Here is a 22,950-nt window from a genome sequence, read left to right as displayed (position 1 = left end):
TTAATCCAGCCGGGATGATCGGGTTCCGACGTTGTTCATTCTGTTTTTACAAAGGCCTTCGCGAGTGGATCAAACTCATAGGTTTGGGAATAGCCCATACCGCCGTCCCGATGGTGGATCGAAATCCCATTCGTGCTTTGGTCGATGAATTTTTCAACATTCAGATAGATCGGAGTCATGACCATTCCGGCATCGCACGGGTCGTCCGGGAAGCCAATTTCTTGATCAACAGCGCCGCTCGCCTTGTTGATGACGCGCAACTTCGTCATGCAGATGCCGGATGCGGACTTCTGATAAACTCCTGAAAACATTTGATTTGCGGTTTGCGCCCAAAATGGAATCTCGACAGTACCAGTCATCAAGGCATCGCTCGTATCATCCAACGCGGCAACCTTCTTCAGTGTGATTGGTTGCCAAGCCGCACCATCGTTCCGCGCGCCCGTCGCGCCAAGCGTATCGACCTTAAGCAAAAATGGGCATTGTTCGGTATCAACGCCGGTTTTCGAGCCGATAATTAAAATCTTCTGAAATTCGTGTTCATTCGAAATCTCACAAAGCCGAACGCTATCGCCCTTCACCGTGCCGTAAACGGGAATTGGTGATCGTTTGGCGTCTTCGAAATAGACTCCCTCGACAGTGATGCCAGAGCCGAAGCCATCGTATTTTTGAAGTGAAAAATGGACGGGTTTGTCGCCAATAAATCCTTCGTAATTTTCGATCTGATACCAACCGGCGAATGCTTGACCGGACAGAATGAAAAGGCCGACGACCGCAAAAATGAATGTTCTCAAATCTCAATTCCCAAGGAAAGGCTGCTAATTCCGATGACCGTTACGATGGCCGAACGTTTTGTCGATTGTTGTTGCCCAACTCTCGACAGATCGACATCGCCGCACGACGTGCCTCGGTATAGTCCTTAAATGGCCCTTTGAGAAAATCAAATTTTTGCCCGCGAACCAAGATTGCTGTTTTGGCTATCGGATCGAAAACAACTTCAAAATGATCAGGTTCGCGCATGGCATCTGTTCCGTTTGCCGATTTTTCGACCATGGCAAGATCACACAGATGCGGCTTCGTGAATGTACCATTGGTAACTCGGCACATGGAAAATCCGCTTGAGCCGCCACGTATCAAGCAAAGGTGCCACGACATGAAGACCCGGCCAACAATCCAGACGATCAATAAACGTCGTCGCCGTTTTCGCCGGTCAACTTTTTGATATGGGCGGCGGCGGCACCCTTAGCTTCCTGATAATTCCGATATGGGCCGGGCAGCATTTCAACCTTGTTACCGCGCTTCAAGATGACCGATTTGGTGATTGGGTCATATACGACTTCCGTGCCTTCCTTGAATTGGTCCATGATGCACTCTCCTAACGGCGGAACGCCAAGTGGATGCATTGGTTGCCAATATTAGTAGTATTTTTTCAGTTTCGATTATCGGGCGGCGATTGCTCCATTGCCGTCGGTTAACGGCATCAAAAAAGTGAAGGCCGTTTGCTCTTGGGTTGATGAAACTGTCAACGTTCCGCCATGGGCTTTTGCGATCTCGGAAGCGATGTGCAAACCTAACCCAAGCCCTTGTGGGCTATCGCTAGTGCCACCACGAAAAAACGGCTGAAAAAGCTTTTCGATAGTGGATTGCGGAATTGGCGTGCCGTGATTGATGACCGACAGGACAAAAGTGTCGCCAGTGACCATGGCTTTCAGTTTCACCGGCATATCCCGTGCGCCGTGAGTCAGCGCATTCGCGAGTAAATTCGAGGCGAGTTGGCCAATCCGCATACGGTCAACGCCAATCAAAATGGGGATATCGACTTCGCCGTCAATGACGCGATCTGGCATAGCGGCATGCAATTCCGCGATCACTTGGCGCAAGGCGGGTTCCAAGGGTTCGGTGGCATCCCGCTTGACTGTCAATCCGCCGCCAAGACGACCGCGCGCCAAATCCAAAATGTTGCCAATTAGGCCATGCATTCTATCGGCGGCTTTCTCGACAAGCCCAACGATACCGACAGCCTTTTCGGATAAGGGTTCTCGAGAAAGCATCCGCATTCCCGCGATGATTGACGCAAGCGGATTGCGAAGATCATGGCCAAGAACCGCAATGAATTCGTCGCGCAAAAGCCCGGTTTCGGTCAGCGATGCATTTAGGGTTGCGAGTTCCTTGCGGGCCGCTTCCGCCGCCTTACGCGCTTCAACAAGATCGCGTTCATAGCGGCGGCGTTCCTTGGCCTGAAAGATCGCCACTCGCGTGGCAATCAGGTCACCGTCTTCATCACGTCGTTGTCGCGCGTTCGCCAGCACGGCGAGCTTGTTTCCATCACGGGTCACGAAATCGAGCGCAACTTCGTCGAAGAAGTCTTGCATCCGCAATAGTGGCGCGAAGTGGGTTTCATAGAAGATGCGGCCCGCGACATTTAGAAGGTCAAGGAAGCGCTTTTGCTTCAATTCCGACGCGTCGTAACCAAGCCATGCCTGAAGCGTCTGGTTGGTCGCAAGAATGCGGCCTTGGTTATCCAAAACGAGATAGCCGCAAGGCGCGCACTCGAAAAGGTCTTCGTAATCGATGACTTCCATGAATGATCATTAAAGGAAATTGTTGATTGCCGATATCACTTCGTTCGGCGCGGAAAGGTTAGGGCAATGGCCTGTCGCGTCCAAAATGACGAGCTTGCTGCCGGGGATATGACAGGCGATATATTCGCCGACTTCCCGTGAAGCGATAATGTCTTCCTTGCATTGAAGAACGAGAGTTCGGGTCTTGATCTTATCCAGATCGGAACGGTTGTCCGATGTAAACGTCACCCGGGCAAACTCCTTGGCGATATCCGGGTCGGTTCGGCAAAAACTGTTGGCAAGTTCCTCGCTAAGCTCCGGACGATCAGGATTGCCCATGATTGCCGGTGCCATGGCCATTGACCAGCCCATGTGATTGTCGGCAAGCGATTCCAAAAGTTCTTCAATATTCTCGGCGCTGAAGCCGCCATGATAGCCATCGTCGTCAATGTAGCGCGGCGACGGGCCGACCATCACCAAACTTTCGAACATGCCCGGCGATTTGATGGACGCCAACGCCCCGATCATGGCACTGACAGAATGACCGACAAAAATCGCGTCTTGTAAGCCGAGGGCTTCGCCGATCTCGACAACGTCATCTGCATATCCTGAAAGGCTCGAATATTTGACAGGGTCATACGCCCGCAAATCCGACTTTCCCGCACCAACATGATCGAAAAGAACAGTCCGGAAGCGATCTTGAAAAGCTGGCGCTACATATCGCCACATTGCCTGATCGCATCCGAAGCCGTGGGCGAACATAATCGCCTTTGTGCCATTGCCGGGAATATTAATGTTATTGCGCGCAAAAATGGACATTGGCACCATCATTTTCCGGCCATGCCCTTGCGAGCGTAGATCGCCGATGAAATTAATTTAACAAAACGCAAAACATTTTCAAACGGACAAGGTTCCGCTTGGTTCCCGCACGCTCTGATCAAAATGTTTTATTTTTTAGAGCGGGATTAGGGTTTGAATCACAGGTCAAAAGCGTCTCTATGACATGCGCGACGGACCTGACGCGTGGTTTACCACGCGTGAGACGACCGGCAAAAAACTTCAAATTTTGTCGGTCGTTTCTTGGTCGAATTGATTGCGGGTGACGGGGAAATGATGGCGAAGGCAAACATTGTAAAGCAAGAGATTTTTCGGCTTCAGACGTATTACGAACTTCAGGCGTTGATCGACCGTGCGAAATACGAGGGATTGACCGAAGCCGACGCCATCGAAGCCCTCGAATGCGCAATTGAAGCGATGAAAGATTTTCGTGGCAGAGCGGGAGACGCAATGACGGGTCGGCTGTTCTGACTGTCGCGCGACCTGTCTGAAGATTCATCCAAGTGAACCCGTACCCGGCTTCCCGCGTATGATCGGCATGAACAAATACATTTCGCTCGCTTTCTTTATCATTGTCGTCGTATCGGTCGGGTTGTTGATTGGGTATTCGACAGCACCCGGCGCTTGGTACCATTCCCTTGAAAAGCCGCCATTCAACCCGCCCAATTGGCTATTCGCCCCGGCATGGACGCTAATATATGTCCTAATTGCTATCGCCGGCTGGCGAGTCATGATGATTGAAGGGTTGTCCGGATGGTCAGGCCGCGTCTGGTTTGTGCAAATGGCATTGAATTACGCTTGGTCGCCAGTGTTCTTCGGCCTTCAAATGCCGTTCGCGGCCTTGGCGATGATCGTCCTATTGCTATTCAGCATCATCGCCTTCCTTCTATTGGCGAGGGACGACAAAGCCCGTTGGTGCTTCGTCCCTTATGCAGCTTGGGTAGCTTTCGCGACCGTTCTGAATGGCTGGATAGCGTTTGCAAATTGACGCCATGCCCTTCGCCAAACACGTCCGTACCAAATCGCACAAAGAATTTTGCCGGTTTTTCGATTCGACTTCACTGGTTAAAATGCGACCGATGACCAAGGATCTGGTGCGATGATGGGCAACAGTTTCTTCCAGTCGGAAGAAATCCCAGCTTTGTGTATCACGCGCTCGCGATTTCATTCAACAGGATGCGTGCGGATTTGACGGCTTCCGAGGGATCATTACCGCGCCATGGAAATTCCAAAAGGACTTGGCGACCCGTACCATTATCAAAGGAAAGATGGATTTTTCCGGCTTCGATTCGGGCGCTCGCCCATCGAAAAGACTCGCCGGTTTGTATGCTGATATCCTCGAAAACATCACTAACCAATCGTTCGGTACGTCTGTTTATATCTTCCCAAGTTCGATCATTCGCCGCTTCATAGAGCCATGCAAAGTAGGATTTTGGCAAGAATTTGAAAGTTTCATTGTTGCCACGCCATACAATTGCATCTTCAATGGTCACCTGCACACAAACGTCATCGCAACCGACTGTTCCGCAACCACATCGGCCAATCCGGGCTAACCCGCCCTTCAATAGTTCGGATTGACCAAAGAAGTCTGGCGGGTCCAGGCCAAGATGGCCATTCAGAACGTCTCTCTCGTTCACAAGCAATCTGATTTCATGGTCGTTTGTGTCGTCGGAACGTTCGACCTTGAAACCCAAGAAGTCCAAATCAGGTTCCATTCTTGAATATTCCCCAAGTCTCTAAGAGAAGAATTTTCAAGGGTATTTCCAAGGCAACACGGATGCAATGATGCCAGTTGCATGCGATGGATCATCGGCCTTAACCGTATCGACCGGCACGAACAATTCCATCGTCATTTTTAGTGAAGCAATTTTAGAAACGTCAAATGTCCGGCGCTGATTTTCGGCACCGTCCAAGCTATTCGGGTTCTCGATTTGCATCCCAATGACGACGAAATTGCCGTTCTTGGCGAGACGAAAGAAATATGGCGCGAACAGGCGAGGAAGCCGGTCATTCTCGTATCGAAGTGTGATGACGCGGCGGCTTTCAATCGCCTCGACAATGGCATCGAAGAATGGCGGCTCGTCGATTTCCGAAAGGGTTAGATCGATGTGGGTTTTGGGTTCGGTAAGGGATAGAGTTTCTGTCATTTCTGTTTCTATTTATATGAATTAATTATTCTTTTCGAAGGATGCGAGCTTCCCGGCTTCGATGATGTTGGACCGTTTGTAAAAGGGATACATCCACTTTGGCACCCGTGGAAAGACCGTCGAAAGTTCGAAGAAATCGCCATTGCCTTTTACATATCGGTCGTTACGGGCGTATTTGGTGACGTACGAAACCATGTCTTCCAGCGACCCGCGATCTGGATCAAATTTCGAGAAATTTACTGTTTCGAGTGGGAAGTGATCGCGCGCCGATACGGACTTGTATGGATGGCCATCAATTTTCCTATCGATGCTATTTCCAGAGAGCCATGCCTCGAAAGCGACCCGTGTCTTCGGATGCAAGAGGAAAAGCCCGTGGTAATGTGGCGTCTGGATATCCGTCACATGATCCGAATGACGTGATCCGTCTCCATCGAAGTATGCGATAAAGAGCGGAAGGAATTTTGCATTCCCGCCAAACGCGAAATCTATAAAGTCTTTGCACATCGAATTATAGAAGGACGCTATCGCGTCGGCCAACGCCGGTAATTGATGTGGTTTAAAATTCGCTGGAACATATTTCGGATTGAATTGAATAGTAACAAAATATAAATTTTCTTGAATCGATTGGTCTACTTCTTCCATGCTAATTTGATTGTCGTTGGTGGTAATATCAAATTTAGCTTTATGTTGAATCCATTTGGTGCAAACTTTCGTTTCAAGTGACTGGTAATCAAATCCAGTTGGCGATAGCTTGTAGGAGTCGGTTGATTTGAATTCAATATTAATTGGTTTGTTTTTTAGTGCTTCAATTGAAAGCATTATGTATTTTCCTTATGACTGCAGTTGGTAATCGCTATCGATTATTATCTGTTTATTGTTAGTTTGGTTTGGATACAGTTATCTATAGCCCGCGTTTCCGCGTTCTTAAATTCTTCAGATTGGGATTGCTATCAGCCGACTATTTCCAGCAAGTTTTGGACAAAGAAATAGGGTTACGGCAACGGCCCGCGAGCCGATCAATCATTCTTATTTATGGTCTTTGGGGATCAACCAAGCGTGAAAAACTAAAATCTTTCGCAATTTGATTGTCCACAACATAACACAAAAAACTCGAAAAGTCGAACGATTTATTCCGAACAGCCGGGCAATTTATCAGTTGCGTTTCCCAAAAGCTGCAATAATTTCGCGAGTTGATTGCGGGCGTTTTTGACGCGTGACGTACTTAGCCCCAACCGCCAAACGATTTCGGCGACGGCGCGCAGGCCAGACTTGGCCGTTGTATCGCCAAATCTAGGAAGTATCTTCATCGAACATTGCCTTGATAACTTTTTTGACACGTCGGAATTCAATCATTTCGCAATGAAATCCGTACTTACCGAAAAATACAATAGCGCGGTCAAATCCAGCAATGATGGTTTGCCTATAGCGGTCGTCCGTCGCGAGGCGATGGTAATCGAACTCTAACATGCCGATTGTCCTATAGCGCAAGTGCGAGCGTCAACGCGTCGCGCTTCATCGCAAGTGAGAAGCCTTCGCCGTAGTGGGCGCCCATACCGGGCGTCGTATGGCCAAGAATTGCATCCTTCAGACTATCGGAACAGCCACTATTTCGGAGTTTGTCGGCCATCGTGTGTCGATACGAGTAGAACGTTTTGTCTGTTACCGCCGCAAGAAGCTTGTTGGACGCGGCGGAAACGGCTTCCGAACCATTCGTCCGACGATAGCGAGGAAAGCCATCTGGAAACCGCTTCGCCCATTTTAGAGCGTCATTTAGAAGGGGAACGTCGCGATGGCGTGCGCCGCCGGATTTCACTTGGTCACGGAATTCATTCTCGGCAATTCGAATATATGGTATCTCGCCAGTCAGATGAATGTCTGACTGGGTCAAAAGGCACAATTCCTTACACGTTGCGCCTGTTTCCATGCCTATGAAATTGATGGCGAGCAATTCGTCGTTGCTTGCCGACGTGCCTAGATGAATTTTGACCGACGCCATTTCTATCGCGGTGAATGGCGGGCGCTTCCCCTTTCGAGTGTCCTTTAGCTTCACTCCATCAAAGGGATTTGCTTTATCAAGGTCGGCGAGTTCATCCTTCAGATATGCGGATGTCATCTTTCGAAGATTCATAAATTTCTTGTTTACGGTATGTGGTTTTATCTCTCCTGCTTCGACCTTCGAAATCATGTATCCGCGAAATTTCTGCACGTCCTTCCGAGTTAGCGAAAGAAAGTTGGCATTCGGGATTACAATTTCAAAGTCGGAAATTGCGGCGTAAATTGGCTTATAATACTTCTCGCGATCACGGGACGTGTGCTTGGATGTCCATCTATCGCGCGTATGTTCCTCATACCATTCCGCGACTTCTCGGAACGTCACCATTGTGCGAACTGTAGAAGCCAATGCAGAAACTTGCGTGCGTGTCGGCGCGTGCCAATCCATCGAAATTATAACATTTCGGACGACCGCTTCCAGCGCGCTCGTGAGCGTTGCCACGTCAACGTGTGCGCTTTGAATCGCCGATGTATCGACCGTCGTCAAACCAAGATCGCGTGCAAGCTTCTTAAGACGTTCGATGTCAGAAAAATCATGCAGCATGCCGCCTTCACACGACTTGATAAGCGCTTCGATTTTGCGATGAAAATTCGCAAAGACAATTGCAGCTTCGCTGGAATCCGAGGTTCGGAGAGATTTGACCCATTCGGTTTGGCCAACAATGGGCCGTAATCGTGGCGCGACGGAACGACGGTATTGAAAAAAGTCGCCGCGCTTATGCAGATATTTTTGCTTCATCGATGCACTCCATAAAATCCGTGGATTATCCACGGCAGAAAATTCGCCTTGCGACAAAAATCTGCCTAGACTCCCTAGACTTCATGATTTGCGTCCTGTTGAACGTGATATAAGCTAATGCTCGATATGCGTCAACAACTAATCTAAATATATATGGGTTAATCGTTGTCTATACTATTTTCAAAATTTTTCAGTACTTCCTATATCGATGTATAAAAGTTTTCAAGATTTTTCAACCTTAAAGAACGTGAAGAACATCTACGCAATGCGGACCTAGTGCGCATAGAGATTCAAACGATCTCGCCCGAAAATGAATCGGTTTTGTAGCAAGAATCGTAGCGAATTCTGTTCATTCGCTTCAAATCATTGAACTTATTGGATAAAATGGCGCACCCGGAACGATTCGAACGTCCGACCCTCAGATTCGTAGTCTGATGCTCTATCCAGCTGAGCTACGGGTGCGTATTGCAGGACCCGGCGTTGCTTCCGGCTGCGAGGCGATCCACTAATTCGTTCGCCTCTGAAAAGCAAGCGATTTCGTGAAAATTTTTCGACACCGGCATGGAAAACTTCGAAATAGCCGGTTACTTCAATATCTTAGGTAATCGGAGTACGGTCCGGTATCTCGAAGCGGAAGCGGGTGCCGCGCTCATCCTTGTCCTCAAGCACGATCCAGCCGCGGTGGGCCTCGATCAATTCCCGCGCGATGGCGAGGCCGAGGCCCGTGCCGCCGGCACGCACGGAGCCACGGAAGGCCGAGAAGAGATTCTCCTTCGCCTTTTGCGGCATGCCGGGACCGGTGTCGTCGACGGTTACCTGCACGCGGTCGTCGTTGCGGCTTGCGGTCACGCTTATCGCCTTTTTCGGCCCATCATCGGCCTCCAGCGCCTGGAGCGAATTGCGGCAGAGATTATAGAGGACGCGGAAGAGTTGCTCGGGGTCGGCGTCGATCTCGAGGTCGCGCGGTATGTCGATGGCGAAGGAAATGTCGGTGCCGGCGCTCAGGCCGAGGATTTCGCCCGCGTCTTCGACAAGCGGCCGTAGCGCGATTCGCCCGCGCCGTGGGGCTGTCTCGCTGGCGCGGCCATAGGACAGGACCTCCGAGGAATAGCCGATGGCGCGGCCGAGCGTGCGCACGAGCTTCGACGACAGCCCCTTGGCGACCGGGTCGTCGGCATCGGCGAGGCGATCGGACATCAGTTGCGCCGAGGACAGGATATTGCGCATGTCGTGATTGATCTTGGAAACCGCGAGGCCGAGATCGGCGAGGTTCTTCTGCTGCCTGATGGTCTTCTGCAGGTCGCCCTGCATCGAGGCGAGGTGACGCGCGGCGAGCGCCAGTTCGTCGTCGCCCTTCGGCGGCTGCACGATCGCGCCGGGGTTGGACGGATCCTCGGCGAAGGCCTGCATGCTCGATGTCATCCGCGCTATCGGGCGGATCAGCGTGCGGTTGATGACGAGGAAGATCATCGAGGCGGTGATGAAAGAGATGATCACCGTGAAGAGCAGGATTTCCTTGGTATAGGTCAGCATCGCCTTCCTGAGCGCCTTGTCACCCATGACCAGTTCGATATCCATGCCGCTTTCCCCGATCGGGCCGCGCACGGAAAACACCTGATCGCCGCCGAACAGCAGCGTGGCGAAGGCATCGCGCGCATCGGTGAGGAAATCGCTGTCGGAGAGATCGTAGCGGGCGTTCACCCTCGGCGGCATGTCGGAGACCACGATCATCCGCGTGATATCAGCCTTGTGGAGCGCGATCGCCTTGGTGCCGGTCGCCATCAGCGTGTCGTCCTGCAGCGGGCGCGGCAGTTCGACATCGGGAAGGCCGTCGACCACGATCGCCGCGGCGGCGGCCGTATTCAGCCGGTCGCGCAACCAGGACAGCCGCATGTCGGTGACCGAAGGCACGAAGATCAGGATTTCGGCAAGAACGACGAAGATGACGGTGAGCGCGAGGAACTTGGTGGACAGCCTCGACGTCACGGGTATGCGATCGCCCTCCGCGGGCGACAGGATCGCCGCTGTTTTGACCGCCTTGTCCACGCCAAGCTCCGAAATATCCGGCATCAAGGATATCAGTTCGTTTCGCCGGTTTCCTCTAACATAAGACGTGGCGAGAAAAACCAGCAATTTTCCGAATGTTTTCTGTTACGTGCAGCCTATACGTACGGTTCACTCCGCACTGAATATGGCACCAAACGGGTGAATTTCAGGGCAGTTGTTGACTTTGAGGGCTGCTTTCCGTAAGAGACCGCCACGTTCGGAAGGCCAGTCCCGAGGGACAAAAGTCCGGACGAAATCAAAAAACGCTAAAATTCAAGAAGGGCCGCACTCCGCGGTAATTAAATAAATGGCTACAAAGCGTACCTATCAACCGTCGAAGCTTGTCCGCAAGCGCCGCCACGGTTTCCGCGCACGTCTCGGCACCAAGGGTGGCCGCAAGGTTCTTGCAGCACGCCGCAACCGTGGCCGCAAGCGTCTCAGCGCCTGACGCTGTCGGACCTTGTCGGAAAATCCGAAAAACGAAATGAACCCCGGTCGGCTGAAAAGCCGGCCGGAGTTTTTGCGTATGAGGAGCGGTGAAAGACGGCGTGGACCGTATTTCATCCTTGAGGTTCTCGACCGCAAAGCGCCATCGGAGGCGCCGCGCACCGGCTTCACTGTTACCAAGAAGCAGGGCAATTCTCCCGAGCGCAATCGCATTCGCCGCAGGCTGAAGGAGGCCGTACGGCTGTCCGGCCGGTTTGAAATGCTGCCGGGACATGACTATGTGTTCGTCGGCCACCGCGATGTGCTCGATGCACCATTTGCCGAATTGACAAAGGCGCTCGTAACGCGCATTTCCAGCCGGCACCAAATAAAGAGCCGGGCACCGGGAAAGAGTGATGCAACAAAATCGTAATTATTATCTGGCGATCGTTCTCTCCGTGCTGATCGTTTTTGTCTGGCAGTTCTTCTATATGGGTCCGAAAATGGAAACCCAGCGGCAGATCGAGGAAGCCCGCCAGGCCGAACTCGCCAAGCAGCAGAAGGTTGAACAGGCCACCAAGCCGGTGGTTCTCGATGCAACCGGCCAGCCGGTTCCCGGCACAGAGGGCGCGAATGTGACGGTGGTCACCCGCGACCAGGCCTTGGCGCAGTCCCAGCGCGTCGTCATCGATACGCCGAAGCTTTCGGGCACGATCAACTTGACCGGCGCCCGTCTCGACGACCTGAAGCTCAAGAATTATCACGAGACAGTCGATAAGAGCAGCCCGCTCATTACCCTGCTCAATCCCGGCAACACCAAGGACGGCTATTTCGTCGAACTCGGTTATACCGGCGCACTGAATGCGGGCCTTCCCTCGATGTCCACCAAATGGACGGTCGATGGCAACAGCAAGCTTACGCCGGAAACCCCGGTGAAGCTGACATACAAGACGCCCGCCGGCCTTGAGTTCACCCGCCAGATTTCGGTCGACAGCGAATATATGTTCCAGGTCGCCGACACGGTGAAAAACACCAGCGCCGCGGATGTCCCATTGACGCCCTATGGCCGGATTGTGCGCTACACCATGCCCGAGATTGCCGCGGGTTACGTCCTGCACGAGGGCTATATCGGCGTTCTCAATGGCACACTCGAGGAAGCCGATTTCGACCGCGAAATGGCGCCCGTCAAGCATCCCGGCATCTCGGATGGCTGGTTCGGCATTACGGACAAGTATTGGGCTGCGGCAATCGTGCCGCCCAAGGGCGTGACATTCGAGTCCTCATTCAATCACACTTCGACCGGCCAGCAACTCTTCCAGGCCGACTACCGGGAAGCGAGCGGGGCGCTCAAGGCCGGTGAAAGCAAGACTTTCGACACCCGCGTCTTTGCCGGCGCCAAGGAAGTCGATGTGGTCGACTCCTATGACGAACAGGGCCAGATCACCGATTTCTACAAGCTGATCGACTGGGGCTGGTTCGAGATCATCACCCGGCCGATGTTCAAGCTGATGGACTGGCTCTACAAGTATTTCGGCAATTTCGGCCTCGCCATCCTCGGCACGACCGTCATCGTCAAGCTGCTCTTCTTCCCGATCGCCAACCGGCAATATGCGTCGATGGCCAAGATGAAGATGCTGCAGCCGAAGATGGAAGAGCTGAAGGCCAAGCTCGGCGACGACAAGATGGCGCTGCAGACGGCCATGATGGGCCTCTACAAGGAAGAGAAGGTCAATCCGCTTGCGGGCTGCTGGCCGGTGCTCCTGCAGATTCCCGTGTTCTTCGCGCTCTACAAGGTCATCTTCATCACCATCGAAATGCGCCACGCGCCGTTCTATGGCTGGATCCATGACCTGTCGGCACCCGATCCGACCACCCTCTTCAACTTGTTCGGCCTGATCCCGTGGACCCCGCCGCATGCGCTGATGCTGGGCGTCTGGCCGATCATCATGGGCATCACCATGTTCGTGCAGATGCGCATGAACCCGACGCCGCCCGATCCGACCCAGGCGATGATCTTCAACTGGATGCCGCTGATCTTCACCTTCATGCTGGCGGCCTTCCCGGCCGGTCTCGTGATCTACTGGGCTTGGAACAACACGCTCTCGGTTCTGCAGCAGGGCATCATCATGAAGCGCAACGGCGCCAAGATCGAGCTGTTCGACAATCTGATACGCCTGTTCCGGCGAAAACCATCATCGGCGTGAATGTGACTTGATATTATTTCATGGATTACGGATGTCGCTTTTGACGTCTGGATGCGACATGAGACATGGCTAAATAGGCCATCCGGAAAAGGCTCCTCTCGGGGGCCTTTTCTCATATTCGAGGTTGACGCTCCCATGGACAAGACAGTCGCGGTCAGTGCCGCATCGCAGGAGAAGGTCGGCGCGACGCTCGTCTTCCTCTCCGCCCTGTTCTGGAGCTTCGGCGGCGCCATCGCACGATTCCTTGACATCGAGGACAGCTGGACCATCGTTTTCTACCGGGCGCTGTTCGCCGGCATCTTCCTCTGCGGCTTCCTGCTGGTCCGCGATGGTCCGCGAGAGACGCTCCGGCTTTATCGGAACATGGGCATTCCCGGGTTGCTGGTCGGTATAGGCTTCGCGACCGCTTCGACCTGCTTCATCATCGCCATCAGCTACACGACCGTCGCCAATGTGGTTCTCATCCAGGCGGGCGTGCCGCTGTTCGCGGCACTGATGGCCTGGATCATCTATCGCGAAAGCATTTCTCTCACCACCTGGATCGCCATCGTCGCCGTGATTATCGGCGTTGCGATCATGGTCATGGGCGGACCGTTCATCGCGCAGGCCGACGACATGCTCGGCCTTGGCTTCATCGACAGTGCTACGATGGCCGAGACCAATCCCGGCATCGACATGCGATACGCCTGGTTCGGCAACCTGCTCGCGCTGACCATCGCCATCGTCTTCGCCATGGTGACGGTCGTGACGCGCCGGTTCAAGAATGTCCGCCAGACGCCGGGCGCCAGCATCGGCTGTTTCGCGGCAGCACTGGTCGCATCAACGCAGGCCGGATCGCTGCAGGTCACCGGCGGCGAACTCGCCATCCTCATGGCATTCGGTGCCCTTAATCTCGGGCTCGGCATGGCGTTCTTCGTGACCGGGGCGCGTATGATCCCGGCGGCGTTCGCAGCTCTGCTCGGCACGGCCGAGACGATGCTGAGCCCGGTGTGGGTGGCGATCTTCCACGACGAAGTGCCTGGCATCGAAACCATCGTCGGCGGCACCATTCTGCTTGCCGCCTTGCTCGGATACCTGCTCTCGGCGCTGAGGAAGCCTGAAGCGCAGGCTTGACAATCGGGTATAAAACCCGGAAGTCGCGAAGTCCTGTCAGCAAATGCGAGCCCATTCATGGCCAATCTCCAGCCCGACCTTGACGTGAAGGTGTTCTCCCGTCCCTGGATCTTCATCCGCGGCGTGCCGGCAATGAAGTTTTTGCCGCCCGAGGGACCGGCCGAAATCGCATTTGCCGGCCGTTCGAATGTCGGCAAGTCGTCGCTGATAAATGCGCTTGTCGGCCAGAACGGCCTTGCCCGCACCTCCAACACGCCGGGACGGACACAGGAGCTCAACTATTTCGTGCCCGACGGCTATTCCGGTGGCGCCGACGACATGCCGCCCTGCGCGCTTGTCGACATGCCGGGCTACGGCTATGCCGAAGCGCCGAAGGAGCAGGTCGACAACTGGACCAAGCTGGTCTTCGATTATCTGCGTGGACGCTCGACGCTGAAGCGCGTCTATGTGCTGATCGACAGCCGGCACGGCATCAAGAAGAACGACGACGAGGTGCTCGACCTTCTCGACAAGGCCGCGATCTCCTATCAGGTCGTGCTGACCAAATCGGACAAAATCAAGCCGCCCGCGCTCGAAAAGCTGAAGGCGGAGACCTCGACCAAGATCGCCAAGCACCCGGCCGCCTATCCCTTCATCCTCGCGACGTCGTCGGAGAAATCCGAAGGGATCGACACGTTGCGCGCGGCGATCATCGAGGTTCTGAACCTTTAGCGAAGAGGCCATCATGACGTCAGGCAATCCAGGCAAGTCCATCGCCCAGCTTTCCGTGCTCATCCAGTCCGGGGCGCTCGATCCGGTCGCGCTGGCCGAGGAAACGTTGGATGGAATTCGTGGCTATCGCGATCAATCGGTCTTCATCAGCCTGACGCCCGAACGCGCCATTGCTGAAGCCAAGGCTTCATCGCAGCGCATCAAAGACGGGCGGTCGTTAGGTTTGCTGGATGGCATTCCGATCGCCTGGAAGGACCTCTTTGATCTCGAAGGCATGACGACGACGGCCGGATCGGTTATCCTTGCCAATGCGCCAAAGGCCGCAAAAGATGCAGCGATTGTCACCGCCCTGAAATCCGCCGGCATGGTTGCGATCGGGCGGACCAACATGACCGAGTTCGCCTTTTCAGGTCTCGGCATCAATCCCCATTACGGCACGCCGGAAAATCCGCATTCGACGGACGAGCCCAGGATTCCCGGCGGTTCGTCGTCAGGTGCCGGTGTGTCAGTGGCTGCTGGCCTGGTGCCGGTTGCCATGGGCTCGGACACTGGCGGCTCGATCCGCATCCCCGCCGCTTTCAACGGCATTGTTGGATACAAATCCACCCGCGGCCGCTATTCGATGGAGGGCGTGTTTCCTCTGTCCAAAAGCCTCGACTCTCTCGGTCCCCTCTGCCGCACGGTGCAGGATGCCGTCTGGATCGACGCCGCCATGCGTGGGCTGACCGGCTCCGAAGTCCGCAGGCGCTCGCTCGAAGGCGTGTCTCTCGTCGTGCCCGAGACAATCTTCTTTGACGAGATCGAACCCGAGGTCGCGTCCGCATTCGAGGCAGCTCTGGGACGGCTATCGAAGGCTGGCGCAAAAATCCGCCGCCAGGCCTTTCCTGATTTCACCGAGCTTTTCGAACTCTACGCCAAGCACGGGCCGCTCGTCACCGCCGAAGCCTATGCCCTGCACCGTGAGCGGCTCGATGCGCCTGAAGCGGCAACGATGGATCGCATCGTCGCCATGCGCATGCGGCTGGGCACCAAGACCGCGATGACGGATTATGTTGCCTTGCTGGAGGCGCGTGAACGGATGATTGCCTCGCTGTCGAGGATTGTTGCGGTTGATGAAATCATCGTCTCGCCGACGCTCCCGCATGTCGCGCCACCCATCGCGCCGCTGACCAAGGACGACGAACTTTTCTTCAAGACGAATGGCAAGACGCTGCGCAACACCCTTATCGGCAATTTCTTCGATTGGTGCGGTGTCTCCATTCCATGTGGCACCGGCGCTGCCGGAATGCCGGTGGGGCTGCTGCTCTCCGGCCTGCCGAATACGGACGAACACCTGCTCGGCGTGGCACTTGCCGCCGAAGAGAACGTGAGAGGCTGACATGGCGAACTATTTGATCATTACCGACGTCGCGCCGCACCATGCCGATTGGAACGTGCTCTACGCGGCCTATGCCGAATATTACAAGATCGAGCAGAACCAGGAGATGCGCGACCGCACCTGGAGCTGGATCATGGAAGGCCGGATCATCTGCCTGATGGCGCTCAACGAGGAAGGACGGCCGGTCGGCTTTGCCCATATCCGCGAATTCCTCAGGCCGCTTTCGGCGACTGTCGCCGGCTATCTCGACGACCTTTTCGTCGATCCGAGCCAGCGCGGCGGCGGCACGGTGGACCAGCTGTTTTCGGCTGCCTCTGCGCTCGGGCGCGAGAGGAACTGGTCGGTGATCCGCTGGATCACGCGCGACGACAATTACCGCGCCCGCTCGGTCTATGACCGGATCGCCACGCGGACAAACTGGATCACCTACGATCTGGCGCCTTGAGACGCTGCTCAAACGAAAGCCGCCCCGGCAAGGGTTCTTTGCCGAGGCGGTCTCACTACAGCCGAAATAAGCGGGTTTAGCCCTTCGGCAGCAGCACCTTGTCGATCACGTGGATCACGCCGTTCGACTGCTTGACGTCGGCGATGGTCACGGTGGCTACGCCGCCGGTTTCATCGGTCAGCATGATCGTTCCGTCCTTCTCGGAGGCGGTGAGCGTGCAGCCGCCGACGGTCTTGACCGGGTGCATGCCGCCGTCATCCTTGATCATCTTGTCGATCGCGGCCGACATGGCATCGGCTGCCACGACGTGGCAGGTCAGCACCTTGACGAGCTGGTCCTTGTTCTCGGGCTTCAGCAGCGTATCGACGGTGCCGGCCGGCAGGGCGTCAAAGGCGGCATTGGTGGGCGCGAAAACCGTGAACGGGCCCTTGCCTGTCAGCGTATCGACCAGTCCAGCGGCCTTGACGGCGGCGACCAGCGTGGTGTGATCCTTCGAATTGACGGCATTCTCGACGATGTTCTTGGTGGCGTACATCGGCGCGCCGCCGACTTCGGGATTCATCGCGGCGTTGGCAAGCATGGCGGAGCCGGCCAGAGCGGAGACGATGGCGAGATTGCGAAGCGAGGTCCTGAGCATGTTCGAATTTCCTTCCCAGTTTTCAAGTTGCATCGCCGGCCAGGGGCTCAGCGTTCCCCGTCTTGCCGGAGATATGATGAATTACGGGCGCCCCGGAAATTAAGTTTCAGATCTGGAGGCGATTTGTTCCGGGAAAACACAAGGCATTGTTTCAAAACAAAAATGCCGCCCGAAGGCGGCATTATTCAAAGGCACGAAAAGTTAACGGTCAGAGAAAGCGGGTCTTGCCCTGAGCGACGATCGGTCCCGTGGGAGCCCCGCCGGGTGCACCGCCATAGGGTTCGATGGTGATGGCGATGGTCTTGCCCTCAGTGAAGGTCTTACGCATCTCGTTGGTCACGATGATCTCGCCATTGCCGTTGTCGGGCAGGATGCCGAGCGATTGCGGCGGCTTGCCTTCATCGATGATCCACACTTCGAGCGATTGCGGTTCGTTCTGCTTGAACGCTGCTGGCACAACGCTCAACCGGCCGGAATCGAAATCGAACGTGGCGACGAGATTGATCGGCGAATTCTGACCACTCAATTCCGCAACCAAGGGCTTCTCACGCGTGCCGGGCAGGAAGGTGGTGCCTTCAAAATAGATGACGCCCGCGGCAATCGCCAGCGAAGCGACGGTCAGGCCGCGCCACACCATCACGGAGCCCCAGATGCCTTCGAGCAGCCCTGGCGCCCTGATCTCTCCAGTGCCGAATATCCGCCGCTCGATCCTGTTATAGAGATCGGCGGGCGGGCGAATATCCTCGTAGTCTTCGTTGAAACCGGAGAGATTGGCCTGCCAGCGGCGCACCTGCTGGGCGAAGCGGCGATCGACGGCCATGCGGGCCTCGACCTTGCGGCGGTCTTCGGCCGAGAGGACACCGAGCACATATTCGCCGGAGATGATCTCGTCCCGGCTGCGATCCCATTCTTCAGGTCTCTCGCTCATTGCTCCAGACACTCTCTCAGTTTCATCAGGCTCCGCCGCAACCAGGTCCGCATCGTGTTCAGCGGTACCTTATAGAAATCGGCGAGTTCCTGGTAGCTCAAACCTTCCACATAGGCGCGCCGGACAGCTTCAGCTTTATCAGATTCGAGCGTTTTCATGCATCTGTCAATCCGCTTGCCTTCGCTCGTATTGATGGCGTTCTCCTCGGGGCCGGCACTCTCCGATGCCAGATCGAAGGCCTCGTCGATCTGGGATGCCTCGGGCTTGCGCGCCCTGATCAGGTCGATCGCGTGATTGCGCGTGATCGCCGCCATCCAGGTCATCGGGCTGCCTTGTTCGGGCTGGTAGCGCTCGGCTCTCTGCCACACCTTGATATAGATCTCCTGCAAAGCCTCGTCGGCATCACCTTTGTCTCTCAAGATACGGAAAGCGATGGCGAAAAGTTTCGCCGACGTAAGATCATAGAGGCACGCGAAGGCGGGGCGGTCGCGGAGCGCCACGCGTCCCAGCAAGGTAGCCAACTCGTCCATAAGGCGTTCGTCCCTTGGGTCATTCGTATTCACCCGCCCGGAAGGGCAGGCATGACTCGATGCCGGAAATACGTCGAATTCCCTCGGACGGATCATTCCATGTGACAAAAACATCGGTTAAAGAGGCTCACGAATTTGCCAATCCCCTAGTTCGAGGCCTCAATGTCCCAGTCCGAAAGCGAAATCCAGGCACGCCTTCTCGTCCAGGCCCTGCCCTTCATGCAGCGCTACGAGAACAAGACGATCGTGGTGAAGTATGGCGGGCATGCCATGGGCAACCCCGAACTGGGCAAGGCCTTCGCCAGCGATATCGCGCTTCTCAAGCAATCCGGCGTCAACCCGATCGTCGTCCACGGTGGCGGCCCGCAGATCGGTGCAATGCTGGCCAAGCTCGGCATCGAATCTCGCTTCGAGAACGGCTTGCGCGTTACCGACCAGAAGACGGTCGAAGTGGTCGAGATGGTTCTTGCCGGCTCGATCAACAAGGAAATCGTGGCGCTGATCAACCAGACCGGCGAATGGGCGATCGGGCTCTGCGGCAAGGACGGCAACATGGTCTTCGCCGAAAAGGCCAAGAAGGTGGTCACCGATCCGGATTCCAACATCGAGCGCGTGCTCGATCTCGGTTTCGTCGGCGAGGTCGTGGAAGTCGATCGCACGCTGCTCGACCTGCTTGCCCGCTCCGAGATGATCCCGGTTATTGCTCCAGTTGCTCCTGGCCGCGATGGCCATACCTACAATATCAATGCCGATACATTCGCCGGCGCCATTGCCGGGGCGCTCAATGCCACGCGCCTGCTGTTCCTGACCGACGTGCCCGGCGTGCTCGACAGACAAGGCGAACTGATCAAGGAATTGTCGGTTTCGCAGGCCCGTGCGCTGATCAAGGACGGCACGATTTCCGGCGGCATGATCCCGAAGGTCGAGACCTGCATCGAGGCGATCCAGGGCGGCGTCGAAGGCGTGGTCATCCTCAACGGCAAGACCGCCCATTCCGTGCTGCTCGAACTGTTCACCGAGGTCGGTGCCGGCACGCTGATCGTACCGTGAGGGATATCAATCAGCAGGCCGCGATGGGCCGGCGGCCTGCTTCAACGCGCGCTCGAGCGCGTCTATCATCATGTGGCACTTGTCGCTGCCGTAGACGATGTCCTCACGCTTCAGGTGCACGGTGATCTCGACATCGTTCCATTTGCCATTGTGCTGCTTGGCGAAGGCCACGGCGTCGGACAGGGAATTGAACTCGGCAGACATCGTCTCTGCTGACCAGACCTGCACGGAACATGGCGTTTCGCTGTAGCTCGACAGGGTTTTCGCGGGATCGAAGGCCATTTCATGCTCCTTATGTGTTTTGGGCACACAGCAGACAATCGGGACTGACGCAAGCGGTATTAGGCCGATGGGCCGGAATGCATCGAGCTGCAATCATCTGATTGAGGCTTTTTCAAATACAGGATTCAGCCGAGAAGTTTCTTCAGCGCGTAAAGCGCATCCATCGCGTCGCGCGGTGTCATCTCGTCAGGGTTCAGTTCCCGCAAGCCTTCCTCGACCTTCGAGGACCTGGATGCTCTCGGCTCTTCGCGCCGTACGGCGGCCTGGAACAGCGGCAGGTCATCGATCAGCTTGGCGGCCGGGTTCTTGCGGTCCGCATCTTCCAGCAGGTCAAGCACCTCACGGGCGCGGGAGACGACCGATGCCGGCAGTCCGGCGAGCCGCGCGACCTGGATTCCATAAGAGCGATCGGCCGCTCCCGGCCCGACTTCGTGCAGGAACACCACCTCGCCGTCCCATTCCTTGACCCGCATCGTGGCGTTGGACATACGCTCCAGCTTCTCGGATAGCACGGTCAGCTCGTGGAAATGGGTAGCGAAGAGCGACCGGCAGCGATTAACCTCGTGCAGGTGCTCGACCGCCGCCCAGGCGATCGACAGACCGTCGAAGGTGGCCGTGCCACGCCCGATCTCGTCGAGAATGACCAGCGAACGCGGCGTGGCCTGGTTGAGGATGGCAGCCGTCTCGACCATCTCGACCATGAAAGTCGATCGGCCCCGCGCCAGATCGTCGGATGCGCCGACACGGCTGAACAGGCGATCGACGCAGCCGATCCGTGCCTCGATGGCGGGCACGAAGGAACCCATCTGCGCCATGATCGCGATCAGCGCGTTCTGGCGCAGGAAGGTCGATTTACCGCCCATGTTTGGGCCGGTCAGCAGCCAGATGCCGCCATTCTTGCCACCGCCTGCGGGCGAGAGATCGCAATTGTTGGCGACGAAGGGATTGGCAGTCGCCTTGCGCAGCGCCTGCTCGACCACCGGATGGCGCCCACCCTCGATCGCGAAATCCAGCGAGGCATCGACATGCGGCCGGCAATAGGCCTGCTCATCGGCGAGGACCGCAAGCGCCACCGACACATCGAGCACGGCAAGCGCCGACGCCGCCTTCTTGATTTCCTCGCCGGCGGCGATGACCGCCTCGCGCATCGTGTCGAAGGCTTCCAGTTCGAACACCAGCGCCTGTTCGGCCGCATTGGCGATCCGGCTTTCAAGATCCGACAGCTCGACCGTGGTGAAGCGCATGGCGTTCGCATTGGTCTGGCGATGGATGAAGCGGGCGCGCATTTCGGGGCTCGCGGTCATCACGCCTGCGGTGCCCGAGGTCAGTTCGATGAAATAACCGAGCACATTGTTGTGCTTGATCTTCAGCGACTTGACGCCGGTCTCCTCCGAATAGCTGGCCTGCAGGCCGGCAATGACACGGCGGGACTGGTCGCGGAGTTCGCGCAATTCATCCAGTTCAGGGATCGCGCCATCGCGCACGAAGCCGCCGTCGCGTTTGAGCAGCGGCAGCTCTTCAGCCAGCAGTCCGCTCAACTGGTCCTCCAGCCCAAACGGTACCATGCCGAGGGCGAGGAACGCGTCGGAAAGCTCTGGCGAAAGCCGGTTCTGGACCAGCCTCGAAGCGATGTCCCGCCCCGCCCTGAGGCCGCTCAGGATCGTTGCGAGGTCGCGCGGACCGCCGCGATCGAGCGCCAGCCGCGACAGCGCCCGCGGCATGTCCGGCGCGTGCCTGAGTGCCTGCCGGACGTCACCCGCCAGCCTTGGCTCATCGAGAAAGAACGAGATCGAATCGAGCCGCCTGTTGATCTGCTCCGGATCCGTCAGGGGCGACATCAGCCGTTCCGAGATCAGCCGCGCACCGCCGCCAGACACCGTGCGGTCGATGGCCTTGAGCAACGAACCGTTGCGGTCCCCCGACAGCGTGCGGATGAGTTCAAGATTGGCGCGCGTCGCGGGATCGATGAAAACCGTCGAGGCCGAACTCTCACGCTCCGGCGCGCCCAGCGCAGGCCGTTCCGCGATTTGCGTCTTCTCGACATAGGCGATGGCCGCCGCGCCCGCCGAGAGTTCCGGCCGTGTGAAGCCGCCGAAACCATCGAGTGTGGAGAGACGATAATAGCGTGCTATGCGATTTTCCGCCGTTGCCGAATCGAAGAGCACAGCCGGCTGTGGACTGACGACCTTGCCCAGCACATCGAAGATCGAGCGCAGATCGGCATCGTGGAAGATTGCATCGGCTACGATCAATTCCTTGGGATCGATCCTGAGGATATCGGCCAAAAGACGGGAAAGCTCGGTCTCCGCGAGCCGGAAGACGCCCGTCGAGATATCGATCCAGGCGAGCCCGTACTGCACCTTCTCGCCGCCCCGGATGCGCGACAGCGCCATCATGTAATTGCTGTCGCCGGGATTGAGCAGCTTCTCCTCGGTGATCGTGCCCGGAGTGACGAGCCGCACCACATCGCGCTTGACGACCGATTTTGCACCGCGCTTCTTGGCTTCGGCGGGATCCTCGACCTGTTCGCAGACCGCCACCCGATAGCCGAAGCCGATGAGCTTCTGCAGATAATCGTCGGCCGCGTGGACGGGCACGCCGCACATGGGAATATCCTGGCCGAGATGCTGTCCGCGCCGGGTGAGCGTGATACCCAGTGCGCGCGATGCTTCCAGCGCATCCTCGAAGAACAGTTCGTAGAAATCGCCCATGCGGTAGAACAGCAGGCTATCCGGATTGGTCGCCTTGATCTCGATATACTGCTCCATCATCGGGGTCGCTGTCTGGCGGCTTTCCTCCGAGGCGAGTTGGGTAACGGTCAGGGCTTCGATGGTCATACCTGGCTTTTTTGAGAATTGGTCTGCCGA

26 protein-coding genes and 1 tRNA gene are annotated in these 22,950 nt (G+C 56.3%); 10 read left to right on the top strand and 17 right to left on the bottom strand.

What is annotated here, in order from left to right:
* Positions 1–35: 35 nt before the first annotated feature.
* From IHQ71_RS00350 to IHQ71_RS00330, 5 genes are all read right to left on the bottom strand, one after another.
* Positions 36–791 carry a hypothetical protein gene (locus IHQ71_RS00350; protein WP_258159897.1) on the bottom strand — a complete coding sequence of 252 codons (756 nt, stop codon included), beginning with the start codon at positions 789–791 and terminating at the stop codon, positions 36–38.
* A gap of 40 nt (positions 792–831) precedes the next feature.
* Positions 832–1,050 (bottom strand): hypothetical protein, encoded by a 219-nt coding sequence (locus IHQ71_RS00345; protein WP_258159896.1) that lies wholly within the window; start codon positions 1,048–1,050, stop codon positions 832–834.
* Between the two features lie 128 nt (positions 1,051–1,178).
* Complete coding sequence (locus IHQ71_RS00340; protein ID WP_258159895.1) at positions 1,179–1,361, bottom strand: hypothetical protein; 183 nt, start codon at positions 1,359–1,361, stop codon at positions 1,179–1,181.
* A 75-nt stretch (positions 1,362–1,436) separates the two neighbouring features.
* Positions 1,437–2,579: a PAS domain-containing sensor histidine kinase gene (locus IHQ71_RS00335; protein ID WP_258159894.1), complete on the bottom strand. Its 1,143-nt coding sequence runs from the start codon at positions 2,577–2,579 to the stop codon at positions 1,437–1,439.
* Positions 2,580–2,588: 9 nt separating this feature from the next.
* Positions 2,589–3,377, bottom strand: coding sequence for an alpha/beta fold hydrolase (locus IHQ71_RS00330; protein WP_258159893.1), 789 nt, complete (start codon positions 3,375–3,377; stop codon positions 2,589–2,591).
* A gap of 291 nt (positions 3,378–3,668) precedes the next feature.
* Between IHQ71_RS00330 and IHQ71_RS00325 the strand changes: the two genes are divergently transcribed.
* Both IHQ71_RS00325 and IHQ71_RS00320 read left to right on the top strand, forming a co-directional pair.
* Positions 3,669–3,866, top strand: a complete 198-nt coding sequence (locus IHQ71_RS00325; RefSeq protein ID WP_258159892.1) for a hypothetical protein — start codon at positions 3,669–3,671, stop codon at positions 3,864–3,866.
* Positions 3,867–3,933: 67 nt separating this feature from the next.
* Positions 3,934–4,383 (top strand): TspO/MBR family protein, encoded by a 450-nt coding sequence (locus IHQ71_RS00320; RefSeq protein ID WP_374990069.1) that lies wholly within the window; start codon positions 3,934–3,936, stop codon positions 4,381–4,383.
* A 160-nt stretch (positions 4,384–4,543) separates the two neighbouring features.
* Here IHQ71_RS00320 and IHQ71_RS00315 read toward each other — a convergent pair whose 3' ends face one another.
* The 7 genes from IHQ71_RS00315 to IHQ71_RS00285 form a co-directional block, all read right to left on the bottom strand.
* Entirely contained in the window at positions 4,544–5,110 is a 567-nt protein-coding gene (locus tag IHQ71_RS00315; protein ID WP_258159890.1) for a hypothetical protein, read from the bottom strand.
* A gap of 36 nt (positions 5,111–5,146) precedes the next feature.
* The gene (locus IHQ71_RS00310; RefSeq protein WP_258159889.1) at positions 5,147–5,542 is read right to left on the bottom strand and encodes a WYL domain-containing protein; all 396 of its coding nucleotides are present in this window, start codon (positions 5,540–5,542) and stop codon (positions 5,147–5,149) included.
* Between the two features lie 21 nt (positions 5,543–5,563).
* Entirely contained in the window at positions 5,564–6,361 is a 798-nt protein-coding gene (locus tag IHQ71_RS00305; RefSeq protein ID WP_258159888.1) for a hypothetical protein, read from the bottom strand.
* 471 nt (positions 6,362–6,832) lie between these two features.
* On the bottom strand, positions 6,833–7,009 hold the full coding sequence (locus IHQ71_RS00300; RefSeq protein WP_258159887.1) for a hypothetical protein: 177 nt from the start codon (positions 7,007–7,009) through the stop codon (positions 6,833–6,835).
* Between the two features lie 10 nt (positions 7,010–7,019).
* Positions 7,020–8,333, bottom strand: a complete 1,314-nt coding sequence (locus IHQ71_RS00295) for a DUF6538 domain-containing protein (RefSeq protein WP_258159886.1) — start codon at positions 8,331–8,333, stop codon at positions 7,020–7,022.
* 385 nt (positions 8,334–8,718) lie between these two features.
* Positions 8,719–8,795: transfer RNA gene (locus tag IHQ71_RS00290), tRNA-Arg, on the bottom strand.
* A gap of 135 nt (positions 8,796–8,930) precedes the next feature.
* Positions 8,931–10,403 carry a HAMP domain-containing sensor histidine kinase gene (locus IHQ71_RS00285; RefSeq protein ID WP_258159885.1) on the bottom strand — a complete coding sequence of 491 codons (1,473 nt, stop codon included), beginning with the start codon at positions 10,401–10,403 and terminating at the stop codon, positions 8,931–8,933.
* 283 nt (positions 10,404–10,686) lie between these two features.
* Between IHQ71_RS00285 and rpmH the strand changes: the two genes are divergently transcribed.
* The 7 genes from rpmH to IHQ71_RS00250 all read left to right on the top strand — a co-directional run bounded on the left by rpmH (position 10,687) and on the right by IHQ71_RS00250 (position 16,656).
* The gene (gene rpmH, locus IHQ71_RS00280; RefSeq protein ID WP_258159884.1) at positions 10,687–10,827 is read left to right on the top strand and encodes a 50S ribosomal protein L34; all 141 of its coding nucleotides are present in this window, start codon (positions 10,687–10,689) and stop codon (positions 10,825–10,827) included.
* A 36-nt stretch (positions 10,828–10,863) separates the two neighbouring features.
* Complete coding sequence (gene rnpA / locus IHQ71_RS00275; protein WP_258159883.1) at positions 10,864–11,238, top strand: ribonuclease P protein component; 375 nt, start codon at positions 10,864–10,866, stop codon at positions 11,236–11,238.
* The gene (yidC, locus tag IHQ71_RS00270) at positions 11,222–13,009 is read left to right on the top strand and encodes a membrane protein insertase YidC (protein WP_258159882.1); all 1,788 of its coding nucleotides are present in this window, start codon (positions 11,222–11,224) and stop codon (positions 13,007–13,009) included. The genes rnpA and yidC overlap by 17 nt, the downstream gene beginning before the upstream one ends.
* Before the next feature lie 135 nt (positions 13,010–13,144).
* The gene (locus IHQ71_RS00265) at positions 13,145–14,122 is read left to right on the top strand and encodes a DMT family transporter (protein ID WP_258159881.1); all 978 of its coding nucleotides are present in this window, start codon (positions 13,145–13,147) and stop codon (positions 14,120–14,122) included.
* 57 nt (positions 14,123–14,179) lie between these two features.
* Positions 14,180–14,833: a ribosome biogenesis GTP-binding protein YihA/YsxC gene (gene yihA / locus IHQ71_RS00260; RefSeq protein ID WP_258159880.1), complete on the top strand. Its 654-nt coding sequence runs from the start codon at positions 14,180–14,182 to the stop codon at positions 14,831–14,833.
* Positions 14,834–14,846: 13 nt separating this feature from the next.
* On the top strand, positions 14,847–16,211 hold the full coding sequence (locus IHQ71_RS00255; protein ID WP_258159879.1) for an amidase: 1,365 nt from the start codon (positions 14,847–14,849) through the stop codon (positions 16,209–16,211).
* 1 nt (position 16,212) lies between these two features.
* A complete protein-coding gene (locus IHQ71_RS00250) occupies positions 16,213–16,656 on the top strand; it encodes a GNAT family N-acetyltransferase (RefSeq protein WP_258159878.1) in 444 nt (147 codons plus the stop codon).
* 76 nt (positions 16,657–16,732) lie between these two features.
* Here the strand turns inward: IHQ71_RS00250 and IHQ71_RS00245 are convergent, their stop codons facing one another.
* From IHQ71_RS00245 to IHQ71_RS00235, 3 genes are all read right to left on the bottom strand, one after another.
* Positions 16,733–17,293 (bottom strand): fasciclin domain-containing protein, encoded by a 561-nt coding sequence (locus IHQ71_RS00245; protein ID WP_258159877.1) that lies wholly within the window; start codon positions 17,291–17,293, stop codon positions 16,733–16,735.
* Between the two features lie 208 nt (positions 17,294–17,501).
* A complete protein-coding gene (locus IHQ71_RS00240) occupies positions 17,502–18,221 on the bottom strand; it encodes an anti-sigma factor domain-containing protein (RefSeq protein WP_258159876.1) in 720 nt (239 codons plus the stop codon).
* Positions 18,218–18,751, bottom strand: a complete 534-nt coding sequence (locus tag IHQ71_RS00235) for a sigma-70 family RNA polymerase sigma factor (protein ID WP_258159875.1) — start codon at positions 18,749–18,751, stop codon at positions 18,218–18,220. The genes IHQ71_RS00240 and IHQ71_RS00235 overlap by 4 nt, the downstream gene beginning before the upstream one ends.
* A 162-nt stretch (positions 18,752–18,913) precedes the next feature.
* Here IHQ71_RS00235 and argB point away from each other — a divergent pair, with 162 nt between their 5' ends.
* Positions 18,914–19,801, top strand: coding sequence for an acetylglutamate kinase (gene argB / locus IHQ71_RS00230; protein ID WP_258159874.1), 888 nt, complete (start codon positions 18,914–18,916; stop codon positions 19,799–19,801).
* Between the two features lie 6 nt (positions 19,802–19,807).
* On the opposite strand, the gene IHQ71_RS00225 is transcribed toward argB, so the two are convergent.
* Both IHQ71_RS00225 and mutS read right to left on the bottom strand, forming a co-directional pair.
* Complete coding sequence (locus tag IHQ71_RS00225) at positions 19,808–20,083, bottom strand: hypothetical protein (protein ID WP_258159873.1); 276 nt, start codon at positions 20,081–20,083, stop codon at positions 19,808–19,810.
* Between the two features lie 125 nt (positions 20,084–20,208).
* Positions 20,209–22,920 (bottom strand): DNA mismatch repair protein MutS, encoded by a 2,712-nt coding sequence (gene mutS / locus IHQ71_RS00220; protein WP_258159872.1) that lies wholly within the window; start codon positions 22,918–22,920, stop codon positions 20,209–20,211.
* Positions 22,921–22,950: the final 30 nt, after the last annotated feature.

The organism is Rhizobium sp. TH2 (assembly GCF_024707525.1).
GTDB lineage: Bacteria > Pseudomonadota > Alphaproteobacteria > Rhizobiales > Rhizobiaceae > Rhizobium_E.
The sequence above is the reverse complement of the archived record's forward strand: the minus strand, read 5'-3'. Positions and strand labels throughout refer to the sequence as shown.